Annotated in this window: 18 protein-coding genes and 1 pseudogene; 7 read left to right on the top strand and 12 right to left on the bottom strand. The window is 70.4% G+C overall.

Annotated elements, in window-relative coordinates; translation table 11 throughout:
• Positions 1-108: 108 nt before the first annotated feature.
• The 6 genes from ACFQ6S_RS00095 to ACFQ6S_RS00070 form a co-directional block, all read right to left on the bottom strand.
• Positions 109-1107 (bottom strand): sugar phosphate isomerase/epimerase family protein, encoded by a 999-nt coding sequence (locus ACFQ6S_RS00095; RefSeq protein ID WP_383401140.1) that lies wholly within the window; start codon positions 1105-1107, stop codon positions 109-111.
• A 36-nt stretch (positions 1108-1143) separates the two neighbouring features.
• Entirely contained in the window at positions 1144-2400 is a 1257-nt protein-coding gene (locus ACFQ6S_RS00090; protein WP_383401138.1) for a Gfo/Idh/MocA family protein, read from the bottom strand.
• 257 nt (positions 2401-2657) lie between these two features.
• Positions 2658-3695: a substrate-binding domain-containing protein gene (locus ACFQ6S_RS00085; protein ID WP_383401136.1), complete on the bottom strand. Its 1038-nt coding sequence runs from the start codon at positions 3693-3695 to the stop codon at positions 2658-2660.
• A gap of 17 nt (positions 3696-3712) precedes the next feature.
• On the bottom strand, positions 3713-4732 hold the full coding sequence (locus ACFQ6S_RS00080) for an ABC transporter permease (RefSeq protein WP_383401135.1): 1020 nt from the start codon (positions 4730-4732) through the stop codon (positions 3713-3715).
• Positions 4729-6249 carry a sugar ABC transporter ATP-binding protein gene (locus ACFQ6S_RS00075; protein WP_383401133.1) on the bottom strand — a complete coding sequence of 507 codons (1521 nt, stop codon included), beginning with the start codon at positions 6247-6249 and terminating at the stop codon, positions 4729-4731. The genes ACFQ6S_RS00080 and ACFQ6S_RS00075 overlap by 4 nt, the downstream gene beginning before the upstream one ends.
• An 84-nt stretch (positions 6250-6333) precedes the next feature.
• Positions 6334-7515, bottom strand: a complete 1182-nt coding sequence (locus ACFQ6S_RS00070) for an ROK family protein (RefSeq protein ID WP_383404228.1) — start codon at positions 7513-7515, stop codon at positions 6334-6336.
• Positions 7516-7795: 280 nt separating this feature from the next.
• Here ACFQ6S_RS00070 and ACFQ6S_RS00065 point away from each other — a divergent pair, with 280 nt between their 5' ends.
• On the top strand, positions 7796-8311 hold the full coding sequence (locus ACFQ6S_RS00065; RefSeq protein ID WP_383401131.1) for a DUF4231 domain-containing protein: 516 nt from the start codon (positions 7796-7798) through the stop codon (positions 8309-8311).
• A 51-nt stretch (positions 8312-8362) separates the two neighbouring features.
• Here the strand turns inward: ACFQ6S_RS00065 and ACFQ6S_RS00060 are convergent, their stop codons facing one another.
• From ACFQ6S_RS00060 to ACFQ6S_RS00045, 4 genes are all read right to left on the bottom strand, one after another.
• A complete protein-coding gene (locus tag ACFQ6S_RS00060; RefSeq protein WP_383401130.1) occupies positions 8363-9040 on the bottom strand; it encodes a GntR family transcriptional regulator in 678 nt (225 codons plus the stop codon).
• Positions 9041-9194: 154 nt separating this feature from the next.
• Complete coding sequence (locus tag ACFQ6S_RS00055) at positions 9195-10133, bottom strand: beta-ketoacyl-ACP synthase III (RefSeq protein WP_383401128.1); 939 nt, start codon at positions 10131-10133, stop codon at positions 9195-9197.
• Positions 10134-10283: 150 nt separating this feature from the next.
• Entirely contained in the window at positions 10284-10412 is a 129-nt protein-coding gene (locus ACFQ6S_RS00050) for a hypothetical protein (RefSeq protein ID WP_383401126.1), read from the bottom strand.
• Positions 10387-11724, bottom strand: a complete 1338-nt coding sequence (locus tag ACFQ6S_RS00045; RefSeq protein ID WP_383401124.1) for an OFA family MFS transporter — start codon at positions 11722-11724, stop codon at positions 10387-10389. The genes ACFQ6S_RS00050 and ACFQ6S_RS00045 overlap by 26 nt, the downstream gene beginning before the upstream one ends.
• A gap of 249 nt (positions 11725-11973) precedes the next feature.
• Between ACFQ6S_RS00045 and ACFQ6S_RS00040 the strand changes: the two genes are divergently transcribed.
• From ACFQ6S_RS00040 to fdhD, 5 genes are read left to right on the top strand one after another with little or no spacing between them, the layout of a single operon-like run.
• Positions 11974-12945, top strand: coding sequence for a 2-dehydropantoate 2-reductase (locus tag ACFQ6S_RS00040; RefSeq protein ID WP_383401122.1), 972 nt, complete (start codon positions 11974-11976; stop codon positions 12943-12945).
• Positions 12942-14861: a molybdopterin oxidoreductase family protein gene (locus ACFQ6S_RS00035; protein WP_383401121.1), complete on the top strand. Its 1920-nt coding sequence runs from the start codon at positions 12942-12944 to the stop codon at positions 14859-14861. Before ACFQ6S_RS00040 ends, ACFQ6S_RS00035 begins: the two co-directional genes overlap by 4 nt.
• 5 nt (positions 14862-14866) lie before the next feature.
• On the top strand, positions 14867-16684 hold the full coding sequence (locus ACFQ6S_RS00030; protein WP_383401120.1) for an NADH-ubiquinone oxidoreductase-F iron-sulfur binding region domain-containing protein: 1818 nt from the start codon (positions 14867-14869) through the stop codon (positions 16682-16684).
• Complete coding sequence (locus tag ACFQ6S_RS00025; RefSeq protein WP_383401118.1) at positions 16681-17541, top strand: 2Fe-2S iron-sulfur cluster-binding protein; 861 nt, start codon at positions 16681-16683, stop codon at positions 17539-17541. Before ACFQ6S_RS00030 ends, ACFQ6S_RS00025 begins: the two co-directional genes overlap by 4 nt.
• Positions 17542-17548: 7 nt before the next feature.
• The gene (gene fdhD, locus ACFQ6S_RS00020; RefSeq protein WP_383401116.1) at positions 17549-18397 is read left to right on the top strand and encodes a formate dehydrogenase accessory sulfurtransferase FdhD; all 849 of its coding nucleotides are present in this window, start codon (positions 17549-17551) and stop codon (positions 18395-18397) included.
• 89 nt (positions 18398-18486) lie between these two features.
• On the opposite strand, the gene ACFQ6S_RS00015 is transcribed toward fdhD, so the two are convergent.
• Positions 18487-19014, bottom strand: a complete 528-nt coding sequence (locus ACFQ6S_RS00015) for an isochorismatase family protein (protein WP_383401114.1) — start codon at positions 19012-19014, stop codon at positions 18487-18489.
• A 19-nt stretch (positions 19015-19033) separates the two neighbouring features.
• Positions 19034-19162: pseudogene (locus ACFQ6S_RS00010) on the bottom strand (MarR family transcriptional regulator); the annotation flags it as partial.
• Between the two features lie 176 nt (positions 19163-19338).
• Here ACFQ6S_RS00010 and ACFQ6S_RS00005 point away from each other — a divergent pair.
• Positions 19339-19518, top strand: a complete 180-nt coding sequence (locus ACFQ6S_RS00005) for a zinc-binding dehydrogenase (protein WP_383401113.1) — start codon at positions 19339-19341, stop codon at positions 19516-19518.
• The last annotated feature ends 304 nt before the right edge of the window (positions 19519-19822 follow it).

Here is a 19822-nt window from a genome sequence, read left to right as displayed (position 1 = left end):
ATCTGTTGAACTTTTTCCCATCGCAGGACAAAGCGGTATCAGCGCAGGTCGGAGGGGGGACCGGCGGTAGGTCCGGTCCCCGTCCCCGACCTGCGTCGGGTGCGTGGTTCAGCTGTTGAACGCCGCGTCGAAGGACGCGCTGGGCGGCTCGAAGTCGAAGGCCTTCAGCCGGGTCAGCGCCTCGGGGGCGCCCTGGAGCCGGTCCATGCCGGCGTCCTCCCACTCCACGGAGATCGGGCCCTTGTAGTCGATGGACCGCAGCATCCGGAAGACGTCCTCCCAGGGAACGTCGCCGTGCCCGGCAGACACGAAGTCCCAGCCGCGGCGCGGGTCGCCCCACGGCAGGTGCGAGCCGAGGCGTCCGTTACGCCCGTCGAGGCGCTTGCGGGCCTCCTTGCAGTCGACGTGGTAGATGCGGTCGCGGAAGTCCCACAGGAACCCGACCGGGTCGAGGTCCTGCCACACGAAGTGCGAGGGGTCGAAGTTCAGGCCGAAGGCGGGGCGGCCGCCGACGGCCTCCAGGGCGCGCCAGGTCGTCCAGTAGTCGTAGGCGATCTCGCTGGGATGGACCTCGTGCGCGAACCGGACGCCTTCCTCGTCGAAGATGTCGAGGATGGGGTTCCAGCGGGTCGCGAAGTCCTCGTAGCCGCGTTCGATCATCGATTCGGGCGCCGGCGGGAACATGGCGACCAGGTGCCAGATCGCGGAGCCGGTGAAGCCGATCACCGTGTCGACGCCGAAGGCGGCCGCGGCACGCGCGGTGTCCTTCATGCGGGCCGCGGCGCGCTGCCGGACACCCTCCGGGTCCCCGTCGCCCCACACCTCGCCCGGCAGGATGCCCTGGTGGCGCTCGTCGATGATGGCGTCACAGACCGCCTGGCCGACCAGATGATTGGAGATCGCCCAGCACTTGAGGCCGTACTTGTCGAGCAGGGCCTTCCTGGAGTCGATGTACGACGGGTCCGCGAGGGCCTTGTCGACCTCGAAGTGGTCGCCCCAGCAGGCGAGTTCGAGCCCGTCGTAGCCGAAGTCGCGGGCGAGCCGGCAGACCTCCTCCAGCGGCAGGTCGGCCCACTGGCCGGTGAACAGCGTGAACGTACGCGGCATTGCGCGTCAGCCTCCTCAGGCCGCTATCGGGGTGATTCAGACCGCGATCGGGGTGTAGACGGAGTTCTTCTCGGCGCTCTCCTCCACCGCCGCGAGCACACGCTGCACCTGGAGCCCGTCGGCGAAGGAAGGTGCCGGCCGGCGGCCCTCGGCGACGGCGTGGACCAGGTCGCGGGCCTGGTGGACGAAGGTGTGCTCGTAGCCGAGGCCGTGACCCGGGGGCCACCAGGCGTCCAGGTAGGGGTGGTCGGGTTCGGTGACGAGGATGCGGCGGAAGCCGGCGTGCGCGCCCGGTTCCCTGCCGTCGTGGTAGGAGAGCTCGTTGAGCCGCTCCAGGTCGAAGGCGATCGAGCCGAGCTCGCCGTTGAGTTCGATGCGCAGGGCGTTCTTGCGTCCGGTGGCGTAGCGGGTCGCCTCGAAGGAGGCGAGGGCGCCGGACGGGAAGCGGCCGGTGAACAGGGCGGCGTCGTCGACGGTGACCTGACCGGTCCCGTTCGCGGAGACGGCGGAGAGGCCGCTCGTGGGTCCGCCGGGCAGCGGCCGTTCCTTCACGAAGGTCTCCGTCAGGGCGGACACCCCGCCCAACGGCTCGCCCACCAGGTACTGCGCGAGATCGATGATGTGCGCGCCCAGGTCGCCGAGCGCCCCCGAACCCGCCAGTTCCTTGCGCAACCGCCAGGTCAGCGGGAACTCCGGGTCCACGAGCCAGTCCTGAAGGTACGCCACCCGCACATGGCGCAGGGTGCCGAGACGGCCCTCGGCGACCATGCTGCGGGCCAGCGCGGAGGCGGGTACCCGGCGGTAGTTGAAGCCAACCATCGCCAACTGGCCGCGCTGGTAGGCCGCTTCGGCCGCCGCGGCCATCGCCTCGGCCTCCTCGACGCTGTTCGCGAGGGGCTTCTCGCACAGGACGTGTTTGCCCGCGGCGAGCGCGGCGAGAGCGATCTCGGCGTGGCTGTCGCCCGGGGTGCAGATGTCGACCAGGTCGATGTCGTCCCGCGCGATCAGCGCACGCCAGTCGGTCTCGGCCGATTCCCAGCCGTGCCGCTCCGCGGCCGCGTGCACGGCCGCCGCGTCCCGCCCGCAGATCGCGGCCAGGACCGGAGTGCGAGGGAGATCGAAGACACGGCCCGCGGTGCGCCAGCCCTGCGAGTGGGCGGCGCCCATGAAGGCGTAGCCGACCATGCCGACGCGCAGTGGCGGCTTACGGGCCCCCGTGACCGGCACTCCCGCCTCGCCGGCCGTGCCCCGTGCCTCCGCCTCGGCCTCTTCGGGCTGCTGCGGCTGTCCCATGCGATGGTCCTCCTCGTCGTCGTGCCGCGGTGGGGGGTTGCGGGGCGCTCTCCGGATCCGGCGGTGTGGCTTCGGGCCAAGTCGTGGTCTCGGCCATGAACCTTGTCCGAGCCGCGAACCGTCCGTTCTGCGGGCCGGTGGTCATCCGGTCCGCAGCGCCGGCCGTCGACGGCCGAGGGCCGGCCGGGCCGTGGCCCGCGTGGAAGTGCCCCGGCCCTGCCCGACGGGTATCCCGTTCCCGTCGGGCAGGGTGCGCCTCACTTGAAGCCGGTGGACATGTACTGGTCGATGTTGGCCTTGTCGACGACCGCCGAGTAGAGCGTGATCGAGGCGGGGATCTCGAACTCGGCCATGCCGCCGACGCCCTTGCCCTGGCCCAGCGCACGGGCCAGGTCGATGGCCGACGCGGCCATGCTCGGCGGGTACAGGACCGTGGCCTTGAGAACGCCGTCGTCCTGCTTGATCGCCTGGAACGCGGACAGCGCGCCCGCGCCGCCGACCATCAGGAAGTCGTCGCGCCCGGCCTGCTCGATGGCGCGCAGCGCGCCCACGCCCTGGTCGTCGTCGTGGTTCCACAGGGCGTCGAACTTCGACTGGGCCTGGAGGAGTTGGGCCATCTTGGCCTGCCCGGACTCGACCGTGAACTCGGCCGCCTGACGGGCCACCTTCTTGATGTTGGGGTAGTTCTTCAGCGCGTCGTCGAAGCCCTGCGTGCGCTGCTTGGTCAGCTCCAGGTTGTCCAGGCCGGCCAGTTCGATGACCTTGGCGTCGGACTTGTCCTTGAGCTTCTCGCCGATGTAGTGGCCGGCGTTGAGACCCATGCCGTAGTTGTCGCCGCCGATCCAGCAGCGGTACGCCTGCGGGGTGTTGAAGATCCGGTCGAGGTTGATGACCGGGATGCCCGCGCGCATCGCCTTCAGCCCGACCTGGGTGAGCGCCTTGCCGTCGGCGGGCAGCACCACCAGCACGTCGACCTTCTTGTTGATCAGGGTCTCGATCTGGCCGATCTGCGCGGCGGTGTCGTTCGAACCCTCGGTGATCTCCAGGGTGACGTCCGAGTACTTCTTCGCCCGGCTCTTGGCGTTGTCGTTGATCGCGTTGAGCCAGCCGTGGTCGGCCTGCGGTCCGGCGAAGCCGATGGTGACGGCCTTGCCGGGCTTGTCGTCCGCGGCCGGCTGGTCGTTGGCGGCCGGCTCGTCGTCCGACTCATTGCTGGTGCAACCCACGAGGAGGGCACCGGCGCCTATGGCGGCGGTTCCGAACAGCAGCCCTCTGCGACTGGTGAGCTCTGGCATGACGGTGAACCCTTTCCTCAGGTCGTGCTTGCGGTACGGCGCTGGACCAGCACGGCGGCGACGATGATCGCGCCCTTGGCGATCTGCTGGACGTCGCTCTGCAGGTTGTTCAGGGCGAAGATGTTGGTGATCGTGGTGAAGATCAGGACGCCGAGCACGGAGCCGACGATGGTGCCGCGACCCCCGGTGAGCAGCGTGCCGCCGATGATGGCGGCCGCGATGGCGTCGAGTTCGTAGAGGTTGCCGTTGGTGTTCTGGCCTGAGCCGGACAGGATGATCAGCAGGAAGGCCGCGATGCCGCAGCACAGTCCGGACAGCAGGTAGAGGTAGAGGCGCTGGCGGCGGACGTCGATGCCGGCGAGCCGGGCGGCCTCCGCGTTGCCGCCCACCGCGACCGAGCGCCGCCCGAAGGTCGTGCGGTTCAGGATCAGCCAGCCGATGATCGTCACGACCGCGAACACCATGACCAGGGGCGGGATGCCGAGGACGTATGCGTCGCGCTCGCCGAGGTCGAGCACCGAGGGAATGGTGACGATCTGCGTCTTGCCGTCGGTGATCTGCAACGCCAGGCCGCGTGCGGAGGCCAGCATGGCGAGCGTGGCGATGAACGGCACCATCGCGCCGTAGGCGATCAGCAGTCCGTTGACCAGCCCGCATCCCACACCGACGATCACCGCCGTGAAGAGGATGCCGGCGAAGCCGTACTCCTGGGTGGCGACCGTCGTCGCCCACACCGAGGCCAGCGCGACGATCGCGCCGACGGACAGGTCGATGCCGCCGGAGATGATCACGAAGGTCATGCCGACGGTGACGACGCCGATCACGGAGGCCTGGGTGAGGACGAGTTGGAGATTGCGGGTGTCCAGGAACTCGTCCGGCTTGGTGATGCCGCCGATGACGATCAGCGCGGCGAGGACGCCGAGCAGGGAGAGCGTGCGCACGTCGGCGCGGGCCATCAGGCCCCGCCAGGCGTGCGGGCCGTCGGCCGACCGCACCTTGCCGGTGCTGTCCCGCGGCGGGGAGGCGTGCTGCGTCATGACGCCGGGCTTCCTTCCATGACCAGGTCGAGTACGCGGTGTTCGTCGAGTTCGCGCGCGGGCGCCGTGTGTACGACACGGCCCTCGCGCAGCACCAGCACGCGGTCGGCGAGGCCCAGTACCTCGGGCACCTCGCTGGAGACCAGCAGCACGGCGAGGCCTTCGTCGGCCAGCCGGCGCACGACCGCGTACAGTTCCGCGCGGGCGCCGACGTCGACGCCGCGGGTGGGTTCGTCGAGCAGCAGGACGCGGCAGCCGCGCAGCAGCCAGCGGGCCAGGACGGCCTTCTGCTGGTTGCCGCCGGAGAGCGTGCGCACCGGCACCGACGGGTTGTCGGGCCGCAGCGACAACTCGCGCGTCGCGGCCCGCGCGGCCCCCAGTTCGGCGGCGCGGTCGATCCAGCCGCCGCGCGAGAAGCGGGACATGGAGGAGACCGACACATTGCGGGTGACGGACTCCAGCATCAGCAGTGCCTGCGCCTTGCGTTCCTCGGGGGCGAGCCCGAGTCCGGCGCGCACGGCGGCCCGTACGCTGCCCGGCCTGAGCGCCTGCCCGTCCACGAGGACCTGACCGGCGGTCGGCTTGCGGGCGCCGTAGACCGTCTCCAGGATCTCGGAGCGGCCCGAGCCCACCAGCCCCGCGAGCCCTACGATCTCTCCGGGCCGCACGGTCAGGTCGAGGGACTCGAACTCACCGTGCCGGGCCAGTCCCCGGACCTCCAGCAGCGGCTTCCCGCCCGTGGCGTCCTTCGCCGGCCGCTCGGGAAAGACGTACTCGACGTTGCGGCCCGTCATCATCGCCACGACGTCGCGTGTCGGCGTCGTCTTCGCGGGCAGCCCGCCCGCCACGGCCCGCCCGTCCTTCAGCACGGTCACCCGGTCGCCGATCCGGCGGATCTCCTCCAGGCGGTGCGAGATGTAGACGACGGCGACACCGGCGGCGGTGAGGTCGCCGACGATGCGGAAGAGGTTGTCGACCTCGTCCGGGTCGAGGGCGGCGGAGGGCTCGTCCATCACGATCAGCCGTACCTCGTGGGAGAGCGCCCGCGCCATGGAGACGATCTGCTGCTGGGCCGCCGACAGCTCCCCGACCAGGCGGCCCGGATCGATCTCGGGATGCCCAAGTCGCTTGAGAAGCTGGGCTGTTGATGCCCGAGCGACCTTTCCGCGTACGACGAAACCGGCGGCCGTGGGCTCATGGCCGAGGTGGACGTTCTCGGCCACCGACAGGTGCTCCACCAGGTCCAGTTCCTGGTAGATGGTGGCGATGCCCAACCGCATCGCGGCGATGGGCGAGCGGAGGGTGACCTCGTCGCCGCGCCAGCGGATGGTGCCGGTGTCGGGCTGGTGGGCGCCGGCCAGGACCTTGATGAGAGTGGACTTGCCGGCGCCGTTCTGGCCGAGCAGACAGTGCACTTCACCGGCCTGGACATCGAGGTCGACGCCGTCGAGGGCGCGGACTCCGGGGAACGACTTGGTGATGCCGGACATGCTGAGCAGCGGTGGTTCTGGTGCCATGAGGTCCCCTTGGCGGGCGTGCGGGCCGGTTCAGGGCAGGGCGGAGCAGAGCGCTGTGCGGGTGAGCCGTGCGAAGTAGGTGGCTTACGCGGGCGAGAACAGGTGGTCGCTGATGAGCCGGGCCGCGCCGATGACGCCGGCGGTGGGGCCCAACTCCCCCAGTACGATGGGGAGGTTGCCGGTCGCGAGGGGCAGCGACTGGCGGTAGACCTGGGTGCGGATCGCGGCGAGCAGGTTGTGGCCGAGGCCGGTCACCCCGCCGCCGATCACCACCAGGCCGGGATTGAAGAAGCTGACGAGTCCGGCGATGACCTGGCCGACGCGGTTGCCGCCCTCACGGATCAGGTCGAGCGCGGTGGCATCGCCCGCGGCGGCCGCGGCGGCGACGTCGACGGCGGTGAGCGTGCCGTTCGCCTCCAGCCGTGCGGCGAGCTCGTCCGAGCGTCCCTGCTGGGCCGCCTCCACGGCGTCCCGGGCGAGGGCCGCCCCGCTGAAGTGGGCCTCCAGGCAGCCCCGGTTGCCGCAGGCGCAGGGGCGGCCGTCGGGCACGGCCTGGATGTGCCCGATGTCGCCCGCGCTGCCGGTGACACCGCGGTGGACCTCACCGCCCGCGACGATGCCGCAGCCGATACCGGTGCCGATCTTGACGCACAGGAAGTCGCCCACGGAACGTGCGACGCCCGCGTGCTGCTCCCCCATCGCCATGAGGTTCACGTCGTTGTCGACCATGACCGGGCAGCCGAGTTCCTGGCTGAGTGCCTCCCGCACCGGGAAGCCGTCCCAGCCCGGCATGATCGGCGGTGCCACCGGGACACCCTCGGGGAAGCGGACCGGCCCGGGGACGCCGATGCCGGCGCCGTCGAACCCTTCCGCGAGCCCCGAGGCCCTCAACTTCGCGGCCATGGAGAGGACCTGTTCGAAGACCGCGACCGGTCCCTCACGGACGTCCATGGGCTGGTTGAGGTGACCGAGGATCTCCAGTTCGGCGTTGGTGACGGCGACGTCGACCGAGGTCGCGCCGATGTCGACGCCGAGGAAGCGCAGCCCGGGGTTGAGCCGGACGTTGTGGGAGCGGCGCCCACCGCGCGAGGCGGCGAGTCCGTCGGCCACGACCAGGTCCGTCTCCAGCAGGCGGTCCACCTCCACGGCCAGCTTGGACCGTGAGAGATCGATCTGATCACCCAGCTGGGCACGGGAGTTGGGGCCTCCGTCGCGCAACAGCCGCAGCAGCTTGGCCTGATGTGCGTTCGCGGGTCGCGCCGTCATGCGTCTCACGAGCCCCTCCCCGCCTCAATCGGCCTGAGCACGCCGGGTTTCGGCCACCTGCGTGGCCTGCTTTCGAGGGGAACGTAGCAGTGGCTGCCGGGACTGGGAAGAACTTGAGCAGAGATTGCCGTCAACTTTCTCCACTCACAGGACAAAGACGCGACCTAGAGGAATTCTCACGACACCCGCCGCTGATCGTCACTGTGCGCCAAGGGGGCGCAACGGGGCCTCGGTTGGCTACGATCTCCCTGCCGACAGAAGTGCTTTGGGGGGAGCGCGTATGGCTCACGGAGCCTCGACCGACGAACCGGTTCCGGCGCAGGGCGGCCACCGCACCGCGGCCGGCGCCACACCCGACGCCGGGCCCGGCTACGCGATGCGCGTGGCGAACGGTTCGTACGACTGGTACCGCGGCGCCGCCATCAGGGCCCGCCGCTACTTCCGGCTGACCGAGACGCTGCTGCTGCTCGTCTCCGCCTCGATCCCGGTGTCGGCGGTCATCTCGTCCAGGAACGCCGTGGTGCCCGCCATCCTCGGCGGCGTCGTCGTGGTGATCACCGGCCTGCGGTCCGTCTTCCACTGGCAGGACGACTACCTGCGCTTCAGCGAGGCCCGCGAGGCGGTCGAGGCGGAACGCCGCCTGTACTACACGGGGGCGGGCCCGTACGCCGACCCGGCGACCCGTGACCAGGCGCTCACCGCGAGCGTCACCCGTATCGAACAGCGGGAGACGGGCGCGTGGGTGCAGCTCGCCAGTCCGCGCACGGATGCCTCCGGGACCAGCGTGCTGCCGTGACCGCGGGACGACGTGACGTCCTGACCCCCGTCCCGGACACAGCCCCCACCCTCAGGACTCGGAGCGCGCGTGATACGAACGCCGCGTGTGCTCCGTGTGCTCCCGCATCAGCTGCGTGGCGCGCGCTTCGTCCCGGTCGGTGATCGCGGCGATCATTCCCCGGTGCTCGATCCAGGACTGGTGCCCGCGCTGGCGGGCGACCGGGGTGTAGTACCAGCGGACTCTGCGGTCGACCTGGGCGGCCAGCTCGGCGAGGACCGCGTTGCCCGCGAGTTCCATGATCTTCGCGTGGAAGCGGGCGTTGAGGGCGACGGCGCCGTCCACTTCGTCGGCGGCGACGGCCTTCTCGCCCTCCGCGCAGAGCTGTTCCAGGGCCTTGATGCCGACGCTGTCGGCGTGGGCCGCGGCGAGCCGGGCGGCCTCGGCCTCCAGGAGGGTGCGGACGGTGAGGAGCTGGTCGGCCTCCTCCTCCGTCGGCTCGTGCACGAACGCACCCTGCGCGGGCCGTAGATCGACCCAGCCCTCGGTGTTCAGCCGCTGCAGCGCCTCACGTACCGGCTGGCGCGACACGCCCAGGTGACCTGCCAGTTCGCTCTCGACGAGGTGCTGGCCGGGCTGGAGGGCACGGGTCGTGATGAGTTCGAGCAGCGCCTCGTAGACGCGGTCGCGCAGCGGGCCGGGCCGTTCGAGCTTGGGCACCGCACCCTGCGGTAGTCCTGTCGACAACATCGGTTCCCCTCCTGGGCGAACGCCGGGCGACTGCACCCCGTGGCCGGTCGTCACTGGAAAGCCAGTATCGATTGTCTTTCGTCTACAGTCTACGGCGCACAAAGGCCAGGGAACCGGGGAGTTGGCCATGTCACACCGGCCGATCACCCGAACGTCAGGGACAGCGGACGACCTGCCCGGCATACGACAGGTTCCCGCCGAACCCGAAGAGCAGCACCGGGTCCCCGGTCGAGATCCGCCCCTGCTCCACCAGCTTGGACAGCGCCAGCGGAATGCTCGCCGCCGAGGTGTTCCCGGACTCGGCGACATCCCGCGCGACCACGGCGTTGACCGCGCCGAGCTTGAGGGCGAGGGGCTCGATGATGCGCAGGTTGGCCTGGTGCAGCACGACCCCGGCGAGGTCCTCGGGCGCGAGGCCCGCCTTCTCGCAGGCACTGCGGGCGATGGCCGGCAGCTGCGTCGTCGCCCAGCGGTAGACGCTCTGCCCCTCCTGCGCGAACCGCGCGGGCTGCCCCTCGATCCGCACCGCATGCCCCATCTCGGGCACCGAACCCCACAGCACCGGTCCGATGCCAGCCTCGTCGGACGCCTCCACGACGGCGGCGCCGGCTCCGTCCCCGACCAGCACACAGGTCGTGCGGTCGCTCCAGTCGGTCACGTCGGACATCTTGTCGGCGCCGATGACCAGCGCCCTGGACGCGGCCCCCGCCCGGACGGCGTGGTCGGCGGTGGCCAGGGCGTGGGTGAAGCCGGCGCAGACGACGTTGACGTCCATCGCGGCGGGTGAGGGGATGCCGAGCCGGGCCGCGACCCGGGCGGCCATGTTCGGGGAGCGGTCGATGGCGGTGGAGGTGGCGACCAGGACCAGGTCGATGTCTCCGGGCGCGAGGCCCGCGGTCGCGAGCGCCTTGGCGGCGGCGTGGGCGGCGAGCTCGTCGACCGGCTCGTCGGGCCCGGCGATGTGGCGCGTACGGATGCCCACCCGAGACGTGATCCACTCGTCACTGGTGTCGACCATGCCCGCCAGTTCCTCGTTGGTGAGCACCCTGGCGGGTTGGTAGTGGCCGACGGCGGCAATGCGCGAGCCGTTCATCGATGGTGATCCCCCTCGGGCTTCGGGTAGCGGGATTCACCAGTCTGATCAGTGACTCACGGGTACGGCGGCACGTGATGCCACAGGAATCGGGCGCCCGCGTTGTCAGCTTCCATCAGACCGTCGGACGCCCGGACAACTCCCGAACACCTACCCGGTGAACAGCTGCGTCGCCTTCTGCACGAGTTCGTAGAGCCCGTACGCGAGCGGCGCCCCCACCCACACCCAGGCGAAGGCGATCAGCCCCCGTCGGCTAGGCGGACTGCTGTCGCTGGACATCGGCGGCCTCCTTCTCCTTCGACGCCGGGACGGGAATGTGATGACGCGGGTGAACGGGCCGGACGAGTTCGTTGGCGACGAAGCCCACCGCGAGCAGCCCGATCATGATGAACAGGGACAGTGTGTACAGGGACGAGCCGCTCTTGCCCGCCTCCTCCTGCCGGTCGGCGATCCAGTTCACGATCAGTGGTCCGAGGACACCGGCCGTGGACCAGGCGGTGAGCAGCCGCCCATGGATCGCGCCCACCTGGTAGGTCCCGAACAGGTCCTTCAGATACGCGGGGATCGTCGCGAATCCGCCGCCGTAGAAGGAGAGGATCACGAGTGCGCACAGGATGAACAGCGGCTTCGAGGAGTCGCCGGCGAGCGCGATCAGGCCGTACATCAGCGCGCCCGCACCCAGGTACAGCCGGTAGATGTTCTTGCGCCCGATCAGGTCGGAGGTCGACGACCAGCCGATCCGGCCGGCCATGTTGGCGGCGGACAGCAGGGCGACGAAGCCTGCGGCGGCCGACACCGACACCGGTGTGGAGGTGTTCGCGAAGAAGTCCGTGATCATCGGCGCGGCCTTCTCCAGGATGCCGATGCCCGCGGTCACGTTCATGCAGAGCACGACCCACAGACACCAGAACTGCGGCGTGCGCACGGCGTCGCGGGCGGACACCTGCGGTCCGTCGAAGGCGCTGGGCCCGTCGCCGACCGGCTTCTCGGTGCGCGGCACCCGGACCAGCAGCACACCGAGCAGCATGAAGACGGCGTACGACAGCCCGTGCACCAGGAACGCCAGGGCGATCCCGGAGCTGTCGCTGCCGAACGATTCCAGCATCTGCGCCGACCAGGGCGAGGCGATGAGCGCGCCGCCGCCGAAGCCCATGATCGCGATGCCGGTGGCCATGCCGGGCCGGTCGGGGAACCACTTGATCAGTGTGGAGACCGGCGAGATGTAGCCGATGCCGAGGCCGATGCCGCCCACGAAGCCGTAGCCGAGGACGATCAGCCAGTACTGCTCGGTGGCCGCGCCGAGGGCGGAGAGCAGGAAGCCGGACGAGAAGCAGATGAGGGCGACGGTCATCGCCCAGCGCGGGCCGTTGCGCTCCACCAGCGTGCCGCCGAACGCGGCCGACAGACCGAGCATGACGATGCCGAGCTGGAACGGCAGCGCGCTCTGCGTGCCGCTGAGCCCGAGGGCGGACTCGAGCGGAGGCTTGAACACGCTCCACGCGTAGGCCTGGCCGATGGACAGATGGACCGACAGAGCGGCGGGCGGAACCAGCCAGCGGCTCCATCCCGGGGGTGCGAGCGGTGGACTCATGATCCCGAACGGTAGGGATGTGCCAGGAAGTTGAGAAGGCGGCACGTCGACCGTATGCGGTGAGCGGTATGCAGGACGCGACGAACGGTCGAACGCTGTCCGGAAACCCTTCCCGAACGCCGTGCGCGAACCCTTGCTGACCCTCTATCCATACTGTAGACAATATTCAGTCGACGAGATTCGACCTGATCGGACGTTACTTCCCAGCCACCTCCGCGGTACTCCCTCGACCGAACGGAGCGTTCCGAAGTGAAAGTTGCAGTCCTCGGCGCCGGTGCCATCGGCGCCTACGTCGGAGCCGCGCTGCATCGCGCGGGTGCCGACGTGCACCTGATCGCCCGTGGACCGCATCTCGCGGCCATGAGGCAGCACGGGGTGCGGGTACTCAGTCCGCGCGGCGACTTCACCGCCCGCGCCCACGCCACCGACGACCCGGCCGAGATCGGCCCGGTCGACTTCGTCTTCCTGGGTCTGAAGGCCAACTCGTACGCGGCGTGCGGGCCGCTGATCGAGCCCCTTCTGCACGACGGCACGGCGGTCGTGGCCGCCCAGAACGGCATCCCCTGGTGGTACTTCCACCGGCACGGCGGCCCGCACGACGGCCACCGCGTCGAGAGCGTGGACCCCGGCGGCGCGGTCAGTGCGGTGCTCGCGCCCGAACGGGCCGTCGGCTGCGTGGTCTACGCCGCCACCGAACTCGAAGGCCCCGGTGTCGTACGGCACTTGGAAGGCACGAGGTTCTCCATCGGGGAGCCCGACCGCAGCGTGTCCAAGCGCTGTCTGGACCTCAGCGAGGCCATGATCGCGGGCGGCCTCAAGTGCCCGGTCGAGACCGACCTGCGCAACGACATCTGGCTCAAGCTGCTCGGCAACATCTCCTTCAACCCGATCAGCGCGCTGGCCCGCGCCACCATGCGGCAGATGTGCCTGCACGGCGGCACCCGCAAGGTCATCGAGACCATGATGGCCGAGACGCTCGCGGTCGCCGAGGCCCTCGGCTGCGAGGTCGGCGTCTCCATCGAGCGCCGGCTCGCGGGCGCCGAGCGGGTCGGCGACCACCGCACCTCCACGCTCCAGGACCTGGAGCGCGGCAAGCCGCTCGAACTCGACGTCCTCCTCGCGGCGGTCGTCGAGTTGGCGGAGATCACCGGCGTGCCGGTGCCCACCCTGCGCACCGTGCACGCCATCTCGGACCTGCTCGCGCTGAGGAGCGCCGCATGAGGAAACGGCAACCGAAGAACTACACCCGGCTGACCCACCCGCTCGTCCGCGACTCCCGCGACGAGCCGTTCCGGCCTGCGACCTGGGAGGAGGCACTCGACCGGGCGGCCGCCGGACTGGCCCGCAACCGGGGCGCCTTCGGCATGTTCTCCTGCGCCCGGGCGACCAACGAGATGAACTACGTGGCGCAGAAGTTCGCCCGCGTCGTGATGGGCACCAACAACGTCGACTCCTGCAACCGCACCTGCCACGCGCCCAGCGTGGCGGGTCTGTCGGCGGCGTTCGGATCGGGCGGCGGCACCTCCTCCTATGAGGAGATCGAGCACACCGACGTCATCGTGATGTGGGGCTCCAACGCCCGTTTCGCGCACCCGATCTTCTTCCAGCACGTGCTGAAGGGGATCAGGAACGGCGCCAGGATGTACGCCGTCGACCCACGCCGCACCTCCACCGCCGAGTGGGCGGAGAGCTGGATGGGGCTGAACGTCGGCACCGACATCCCGATGGCGCACGCCATCGGCCGCGAGATCATCCACGCGGGCCTCGCGAACGAGGCCTTCATCGAGCGGGCGACCAGCGGCTTCGAGGAGTACAAGGCGCTGGTCGAGCCGTGGACGCTGTCGCTGGCGGAGAAGGTGACGGGCGTACCGGCCGCCGCCATAAGGGAGTTGGCCCACGCCTACGCCCGCGCCGAACGCGCCCAGCTGTGCTGGACCCTCGGCATCACCGAGCACCACAACGGCACCGACAACGTCCGCGCGCTGATCAACCTGTCCCTGCTCACCGGGCATGTCGGGCGCTACGGCTCCGGACTCCAGCCCCTGCGCGGGCAGAACAACGTCCAGGGCGGCGGCGACATGGGCGCGATCCCCAACCGCCTGCCCGGCTTCCAGGACATCCTCGACCCCGACACCCGCCTGAAGTTCGAGTCGGCCTGGGACACGGTGATCCAGCCCCACTACGGCCTCAACCTCACCGAGATGTTCGAGGCGATGGAGGAGGGCGAACTCAAGGCCGTCTACTGCATCGGCGAGAACCCGGCGCAGTCGGAGGCGGACAGCGAGCAGGCCGTACGGCGGATGCGGCAGCTGGACTTCCTCGTCGTCCAGGACATCTTCCTGACCAAGACGGCCGAGCTGGCGGACGTCGTCCTCCCCGCGACCGCCGGGTGGGCGGAGACCGACGGCACCACGACCAACAGCGAGCGGCGGGTCCAGCGGGTCCGGCGGGCGGTCACTCCGCCCGGCGAGGCCCGCGAGGACATCGACATCATCTGCGAACTGGCGGCGCGGCTCGGCCACGACTGGAAGTACGCCGACGCCGAGGCCGTCTGGAACGAACTGCGCTCGATCTCCCCGGACCACTACGGGATGACGTACGACCGCCTGGCCGAGCATCAGGGCATCCAGTGGCCGTGCCCGAGCACCGACCGGCTCGAACCGGCCTATCTGCACAAGCGGTTGTGGGAGAAGGACCCGGTGGAGCGCGGCATGCCGGCGCCGTTCGGGATCGTCCAGCACGATCCGCCGGTCGACCTGACCGACGAGGAGTATCCCGTCCGGCTCACCACCGGGCGCCGGCTCGACTCGTACAACACCGGTGTGCAGAGCGGGAGTTTCGCCTCCCCGCTGCGGCGCGGCGAGTACGTCGAGATCAGCCCGGAGGACGCCGAGCGGTACGGGGTCGTCGTCGGTGAGGAGGTCCAGGTGACCTCGCGGCGCGGTTCGGTCGTCGCGCCGGTGTGGGTCGACACCGCCCTGCGGCCCGGCCTCGCCTTCATGACCATGCATTTTCCCGACGAGGTGGACACCAACCAGCTGACGATCGAGGCGAACTGCCCGATCGCGGGGACGGCGGAGTTCAAGGCGTCGGCGATCCGGATCGAGAAGCTCCCCGTCGCGACCATCGTGAGGTGACGTAAGTGGACCTGCACTTCGGCGACAGCAAACCGACGGACGACGAACGGGCCGCCGTCGACGCCCTGCTCGGACCTCCGGAGTCCTCCTGGGAGGGCGCCGACCGATCCGACGCCGACCTGAGGTGGGCCAGGGGCGGCCGCGAGGCCCGGGACCGCCGCGACCTGCTGTTGCCGGGGCTGCACGCGATCAACGACCGGATCGGCTGGATCAGCGAGGGTGCCCTCGACTACCTCTGCCGACGGCTGACGGTGCCACCGGCGGAGGCGTACGGCGTCGCCACCTTCTACGCCATGTTCTCCGTCAAGCCCCGCCCCGCCACCGTGCTGCACGTCTGCACGGACCTCGCGTGCGCGGCGGCCGGCGCGAGCGAACTGTGCGCGGGCATCGAGGCGAGCCTCGGCCCCGGCGTCCACGTCGAGCGCAGCCCCTGCCTGGGCCTGTGCGAACGCGCCCCCGCCGCGCTCGCCATCAAGGCGGGCGACCCGGTGCGTACGGCGGTCTCGGCACCGGCGACCGTGCACGACGCCGTCCTCGCCGCGAGCACCCCGGACTCCGCGCCCGAGGAGCCGTCGGCCGCGATGGCCGTCCCGCAGGCGGGCGGCGACGAGCTGGTGCTGCTGAAGCGCGTGGGTGTCGTGGACCCGACGAGTCTCGACGACTACCGCGCCCACGGCGGCTACACCGCACTGCGCCGGGCCTTCGAGCTCGGTCCCGCCGGGGTCATTCGCGAGGTCACCGACTCCGGCCTGGTCGGGCGTGGCGGCGCCGCCTTCCCCACCGGCCGCAAATGGCAGGCCACGGCGTCGCAGCCCGACCATCCGCACTACCTCGTGTGCAACGCCGACGAGTCGGAGCCGGGCACCTTCAAGGATCGCGTGATCATGGAGGGCGACCCGTACGCGCTGGTCGAGGCGATGACGATCGCGGCGTACGCGACCGGCGCCCACAAGGGCTACCTCTATCTGCGCGGCGAGTACCCGCGCGCCCTGCACCGCCTGGAGCACGCGATCGCGCAGGCGCGCGCGCGTGGCTTCCTCGGCGAGGACGTCCTCGGTCAGGGCTACGCCTTCGACATCGAGATCCGGCGGGGCGCCGGCGCCTACATCTGCGGCGAGGAGACGGCTCTCTTCAATTCCATCGAGGGCTACCGGGGAGAGCCACGCTCGAAGCCGCCGTTCCCGGTGGAGAAGGGCCTGTTCGGCAAGCCGACGGTCGAGAACAATGTCGAGACGCTGGTCAACGTACTGCCGATCCTGACCATGGGCGCACCCGCGTACGCGGCGATCGGCACAGCGAAGTCCACCGGGCCGAAGCTGTTCTGTGTGTCGGGGAGCGTGGCGCGGCCGGGCATCTACGAGCTCCCCTTCGGCGCGACGCTCGGCGAGCTGCTGGAGCTGGCCGGGGTACGGGACCGGCTGCGGGCGGTGCTGCTGGGTGGCGCGGCGGGCGGCTTCGTGCGGGCCGACGAGCTGGACATCCCGCTCACCTTCGAGGGCACGCGGGAGGCGGGCACGACGCTCGGCTCCGGTGTGGTCATGGCCTTCGACGACACCGTCCCGCTGCCCAGGCTGCTGCTGCGCATCGCCGAGTTCTTCCGCGACGAGTCCTGCGGGCAGTGCGTGCCCTGCCGGGTCGGGACCGTCCGGCAGGAGGAGGCGCTGCACCGGATCGCCGAGCGCACGGGTGCGGCGGCCGCCGATGACATCGCCCTGCTCAGGGAGGTCGGCCGCGCCATGCGGGACGCCTCGATCTGCGGTCTGGGGCAGACCGCGTGGAACGCCGTGGAATCCGCCATCGACCGACTGGGGGCGTACGAATGACCGTGATACCGCTGGGTGTGCCGCGCCGGCTGCTGGAGTTCACCATCGACGGGCAGGAGGCCAGGGTCCCCGAGGGCTCGACGATCCTCGACGCCTGCCGGGCGGCCGGGAAGGACGTCCCGACCCTGTGCGAAGGGGACACCCTGAGGCCCAAGAACGCCTGCCGTGTCTGCGTCGTGGAGGTCGAGGGGGCACGGACGCTCGTCCCCGCCTGCTCGCGCAAGGCCGAGGCCGGCATGGAGGTGAGGACCGACACCGAGCGGGCCCGGCACAGTCGCAAGATCGTGCTGGAGCTGCTCGCCTCCTCGGTGGATCTGTCGACGACCCCGCAGGTCGCCGGATGGATCAAGGAGTACGAGGCGAAGCCGGACCGCTTCGGCCCGGACGCGGCGCGGCTGAACGAGGAGCCGAAGGTCGACAACGACCTGTACGTGCGGGACTACGACAAGTGCATCCTCTGTTACAAGTGCGTGGACGCGTGTGGGGACCAGTGGCAGAACAGCTTCGCGATCTCCGTGGCCGGGCGTGGCTTCGACGCGCGGATCGCGGTGGAGCACGACGCGCCGCTGACCGATTCGGCGTGCGTGTACTGCGGGAACTGCATCGAGGTGTGCCCGACGGGGGCCCTGTCCTTCAAGTCCGAGTTCGACATGCGGGCGGCGGGTATCTGGGACGAGTCGCAGCAGACGGAGACGACCACCGTGTGCGCGTACTGCGGTGTGGGCTGCAACCTCACCCTGCACGTACAGGACAATGAGATCGTCAAGGTCACCTCACCGCACGACAACCCGGTGACCCACGGCAACCTCTGCATCAAGGGCCGCTTCGGCTACCAGCACGTACAGAACCGGGACTGAGAGACACATGGGACGAGTCACGGAACGACGCAAGGTCATCCGGATCCGGGACGGGGCGGTCTCCAGCCGCCCCGACACGCTCGTGGCCGAGGAACCGCTGGAGATCCGCCTCAACGGCAAACCGCTCGCGATCACCATGCGCACCCCCGGCGACGACTTCGCGCTGGCGGCCGGTTTCCTGGTGAGCGAGGGCGTGCTGGCCGAGGGCTCCGACCTGCAGAACATCGTCTACTGCGCGGGCGCCACCGCGGACGGGTCGAACACCTACAACGTGGTGGACGTGCGGACCGCGCCCGGGGTGACCATCCCCGACATCACGCTCGAACGGAACGTGTACACGACGTCGTCCTGCGGGCTGTGCGGCAAGGCGTCGCTGGACGCCGTCCGTACGACGACCCGCTGGCCGATCGCCGACACTCCCCCGGTCCGGGTCGACCCCGAACTGCTCGCCGGCCTCCCCGACCGGCTGCGCGAGGCTCAGCGGGTGTTCGACCGGACCGGGGGCCTGCACGCGGCCGCCCTCTTCAGCGAGGACGGCGAGCTGCTGGACATACGGGAGGACGTGGGCCGGCACAACGCGGTCGACAAGCTGATCGGGCGCGCACTGCAGGCGGGGAACCTGCCGCTGTCCCGGACGATCCTGCTGGTCTCCGGGCGGGCCAGCTTCGAGCTGGTGCAGAAGGCGGTGATGGCCGGGATTCCGGTGCTCGCGGCGGTCTCGGCACCCTCGTCGCTCGCGGTGGACCTGGCCGCGGAGACGGGGCTCACGCTGGTGGGCTTCCTGCGGGGCACCTCCATGAACGTGTACGCGGGCGAACACCGGCTGGCCCTGCGGACCGCGGCCGTCCAGGCCTGACAGGCTCCCCGCGACACGGCGGCGGGGCCCCGATCGGCGGGGAGCGCCCCCTGCGCCGTGGTGGGGCCCCGCTGTTTCCCCCGGGTGGCTCAGCCGCCTGTCAGGCGCACCTGGGCCGCCCGTACCACCGTGCCCAGCCGCGGGAAGTCGAGCCGTACCGACGCCTCGTGTTCCGCTGCCGTGAAGGCCGCCATCGCGTCCTCGACGAAGACCAGGTCGTAGCCGAGGTCGCCGGCCGCACGGGCGGTGGATTCGACGCCGAGGTTGGTGGCGATGCCACCGAACACCAGGGTGGTGACGCCCCGCTCGCGGAGGCGGTCGTGCAGGGGCGTGTCCTGGAAGCCACCGATCGTTCGCTTCACGATCTCGATGTCGCCGTCCCTGGACAGGCCTTCCGCCAGGCCGCTGCCGGGCGGTTGCTCGGCGACGCCGGGGCGTTCGACGCGGATGAGGACGACGGGCGCCGCCGACGAGCGGAAGGACGTCGCCAACTCCTCGCACACCGCGAGGACTTCGGTGCCCTTTCGGGGCTCCAGGGGCAGCGCGACGATGCGGTCCATCAGGTCGACCAGCACGAGGGCGGTGTGGGCGGGGTGGAGCGCGAGGGGTGCGGTCATGACGGAACGTTATCCGTCATCAGCTCTGCGTACCGGAATTCCCGATCAACAGGTCCATGAATCGCTCGCGTTCGGCCGGTGAGAGCGGGGCGAGAAGCACGTCGCCGGCCTCCCGCGCCGCCTTCTCGCAGCGCCTGAGCAGCCGGCTGGGCAGAGTGCGGTTCGCGGGACAGGTCGTGGCGGTGGGCGGCGGAGTCGGCCGCTTCCGGTCCGCCGAGCGGGTGACCGAGGTGGTCACGTACGGAGAGAAGAGCTGGCGAGACCCCGTCGGCGGCGACATGCCCAGCCCCACCCCCCGCGGCGCTCACGCCTGGCGGGCGGCTCGTGGCATACAGTTCGGCCGGCGGGACAATTCAGGCATACGACCTTCTTGTGGCGTCAAGTCCGCCATCGAAGGTTGTCAGGCCTGCCGTGCACGGGAAATTCGCGCTGAAGGAGGCGGCCGAGGCTCATGCGGCCGTCGAGTCACGGGTCAACCGAGGGAAAGTGGTACTCCATCCGTGATGTGACACGTGCACGGTTCTTGTGATGCGTGCGATAGCCCAACTAACGTCTGTGATGCGCACTTTGGACGTGGGATGTCCGAATGTTCAGATGCCTGGACGCTGACCAGACGATGAAGGGCGGGCCGCACCATGCCGTCAAGAGTTCGCGCACGTCTCAGAGCTGCCCTTGTCGGGGGGGGGGGGCACCCCCCCCACCCCCACACCCCGGGGGCCCCCGCGGCCCCCCCACCAAAAAACACCCCCCCCCCTCCGCCCAAACAGCCGTTCCCAAGCTCCTCCACAACACCTGGTGCCCCTCTTTT

The sequence above is a fragment of the Streptomyces sp. NPDC056479 genome (assembly GCF_042795335.1).
Lineage (GTDB): Bacteria > Actinomycetota > Actinomycetes > Streptomycetales > Streptomycetaceae > Streptomyces.
This window is presented reverse-complemented; position numbering and strand designations above follow the sequence as displayed.

Bases quoted from the DNA above. Each gene is read 5' to 3' on its own strand.
- ACFQ6S_RS00095 (WP_383401140.1), bottom strand. From the start codon at position 1,107: ATGCCGCGTACGTTCACGCTGTTCACCGGCCAGTGGGCCGACCTGCCG.
- ACFQ6S_RS00090 (WP_383401138.1), bottom strand. From the start codon at position 2,400: ATGGGACAGCCGCAGCAGCCCGAAGAGGCCGAGGCGGAGGCACGGGGC.
- ACFQ6S_RS00085 (WP_383401136.1), bottom strand. From the start codon at position 3,695: ATGCCAGAGCTCACCAGTCGCAGAGGGCTGCTGTTCGGAACCGCCGCC.
- ACFQ6S_RS00080 (WP_383401135.1), bottom strand. From the start codon at position 4,732: ATGACGCAGCACGCCTCCCCGCCGCGGGACAGCACCGGCAAGGTGCGG.
- ACFQ6S_RS00075 (WP_383401133.1), bottom strand. From the start codon at position 6,249: ATGGCACCAGAACCACCGCTGCTCAGCATGTCCGGCATCACCAAGTCG.
- ACFQ6S_RS00070 (WP_383404228.1), bottom strand. From the start codon at position 7,515: ATGACGGCGCGACCCGCGAACGCACATCAGGCCAAGCTGCTGCGGCTG.
- ACFQ6S_RS00065 (WP_383401131.1), top strand. From the start codon at position 7,796: ATGGCTCACGGAGCCTCGACCGACGAACCGGTTCCGGCGCAGGGCGGC.
- ACFQ6S_RS00060 (WP_383401130.1), bottom strand. From the start codon at position 9,040: ATGTTGTCGACAGGACTACCGCAGGGTGCGGTGCCCAAGCTCGAACGG.
- ACFQ6S_RS00055 (WP_383401128.1), bottom strand. From the start codon at position 10,133: ATGAACGGCTCGCGCATTGCCGCCGTCGGCCACTACCAACCCGCCAGG.
- ACFQ6S_RS00050 (WP_383401126.1), bottom strand. From the start codon at position 10,412: ATGTCCAGCGACAGCAGTCCGCCTAGCCGACGGGGGCTGATCGCCTTC.
- ACFQ6S_RS00045 (WP_383401124.1), bottom strand. From the start codon at position 11,724: ATGAGTCCACCGCTCGCACCCCCGGGATGGAGCCGCTGGCTGGTTCCG.
- ACFQ6S_RS00035 (WP_383401121.1), top strand. From the start codon at position 12,942: ATGAGGAAACGGCAACCGAAGAACTACACCCGGCTGACCCACCCGCTC.
- ACFQ6S_RS00025 (WP_383401118.1), top strand. From the start codon at position 16,681: ATGACCGTGATACCGCTGGGTGTGCCGCGCCGGCTGCTGGAGTTCACC.
- fdhD (WP_383401116.1), top strand. From the start codon at position 17,549: ATGGGACGAGTCACGGAACGACGCAAGGTCATCCGGATCCGGGACGGG.
- ACFQ6S_RS00015 (WP_383401114.1), bottom strand. From the start codon at position 19,014: ATGACCGCACCCCTCGCGCTCCACCCCGCCCACACCGCCCTCGTGCTG.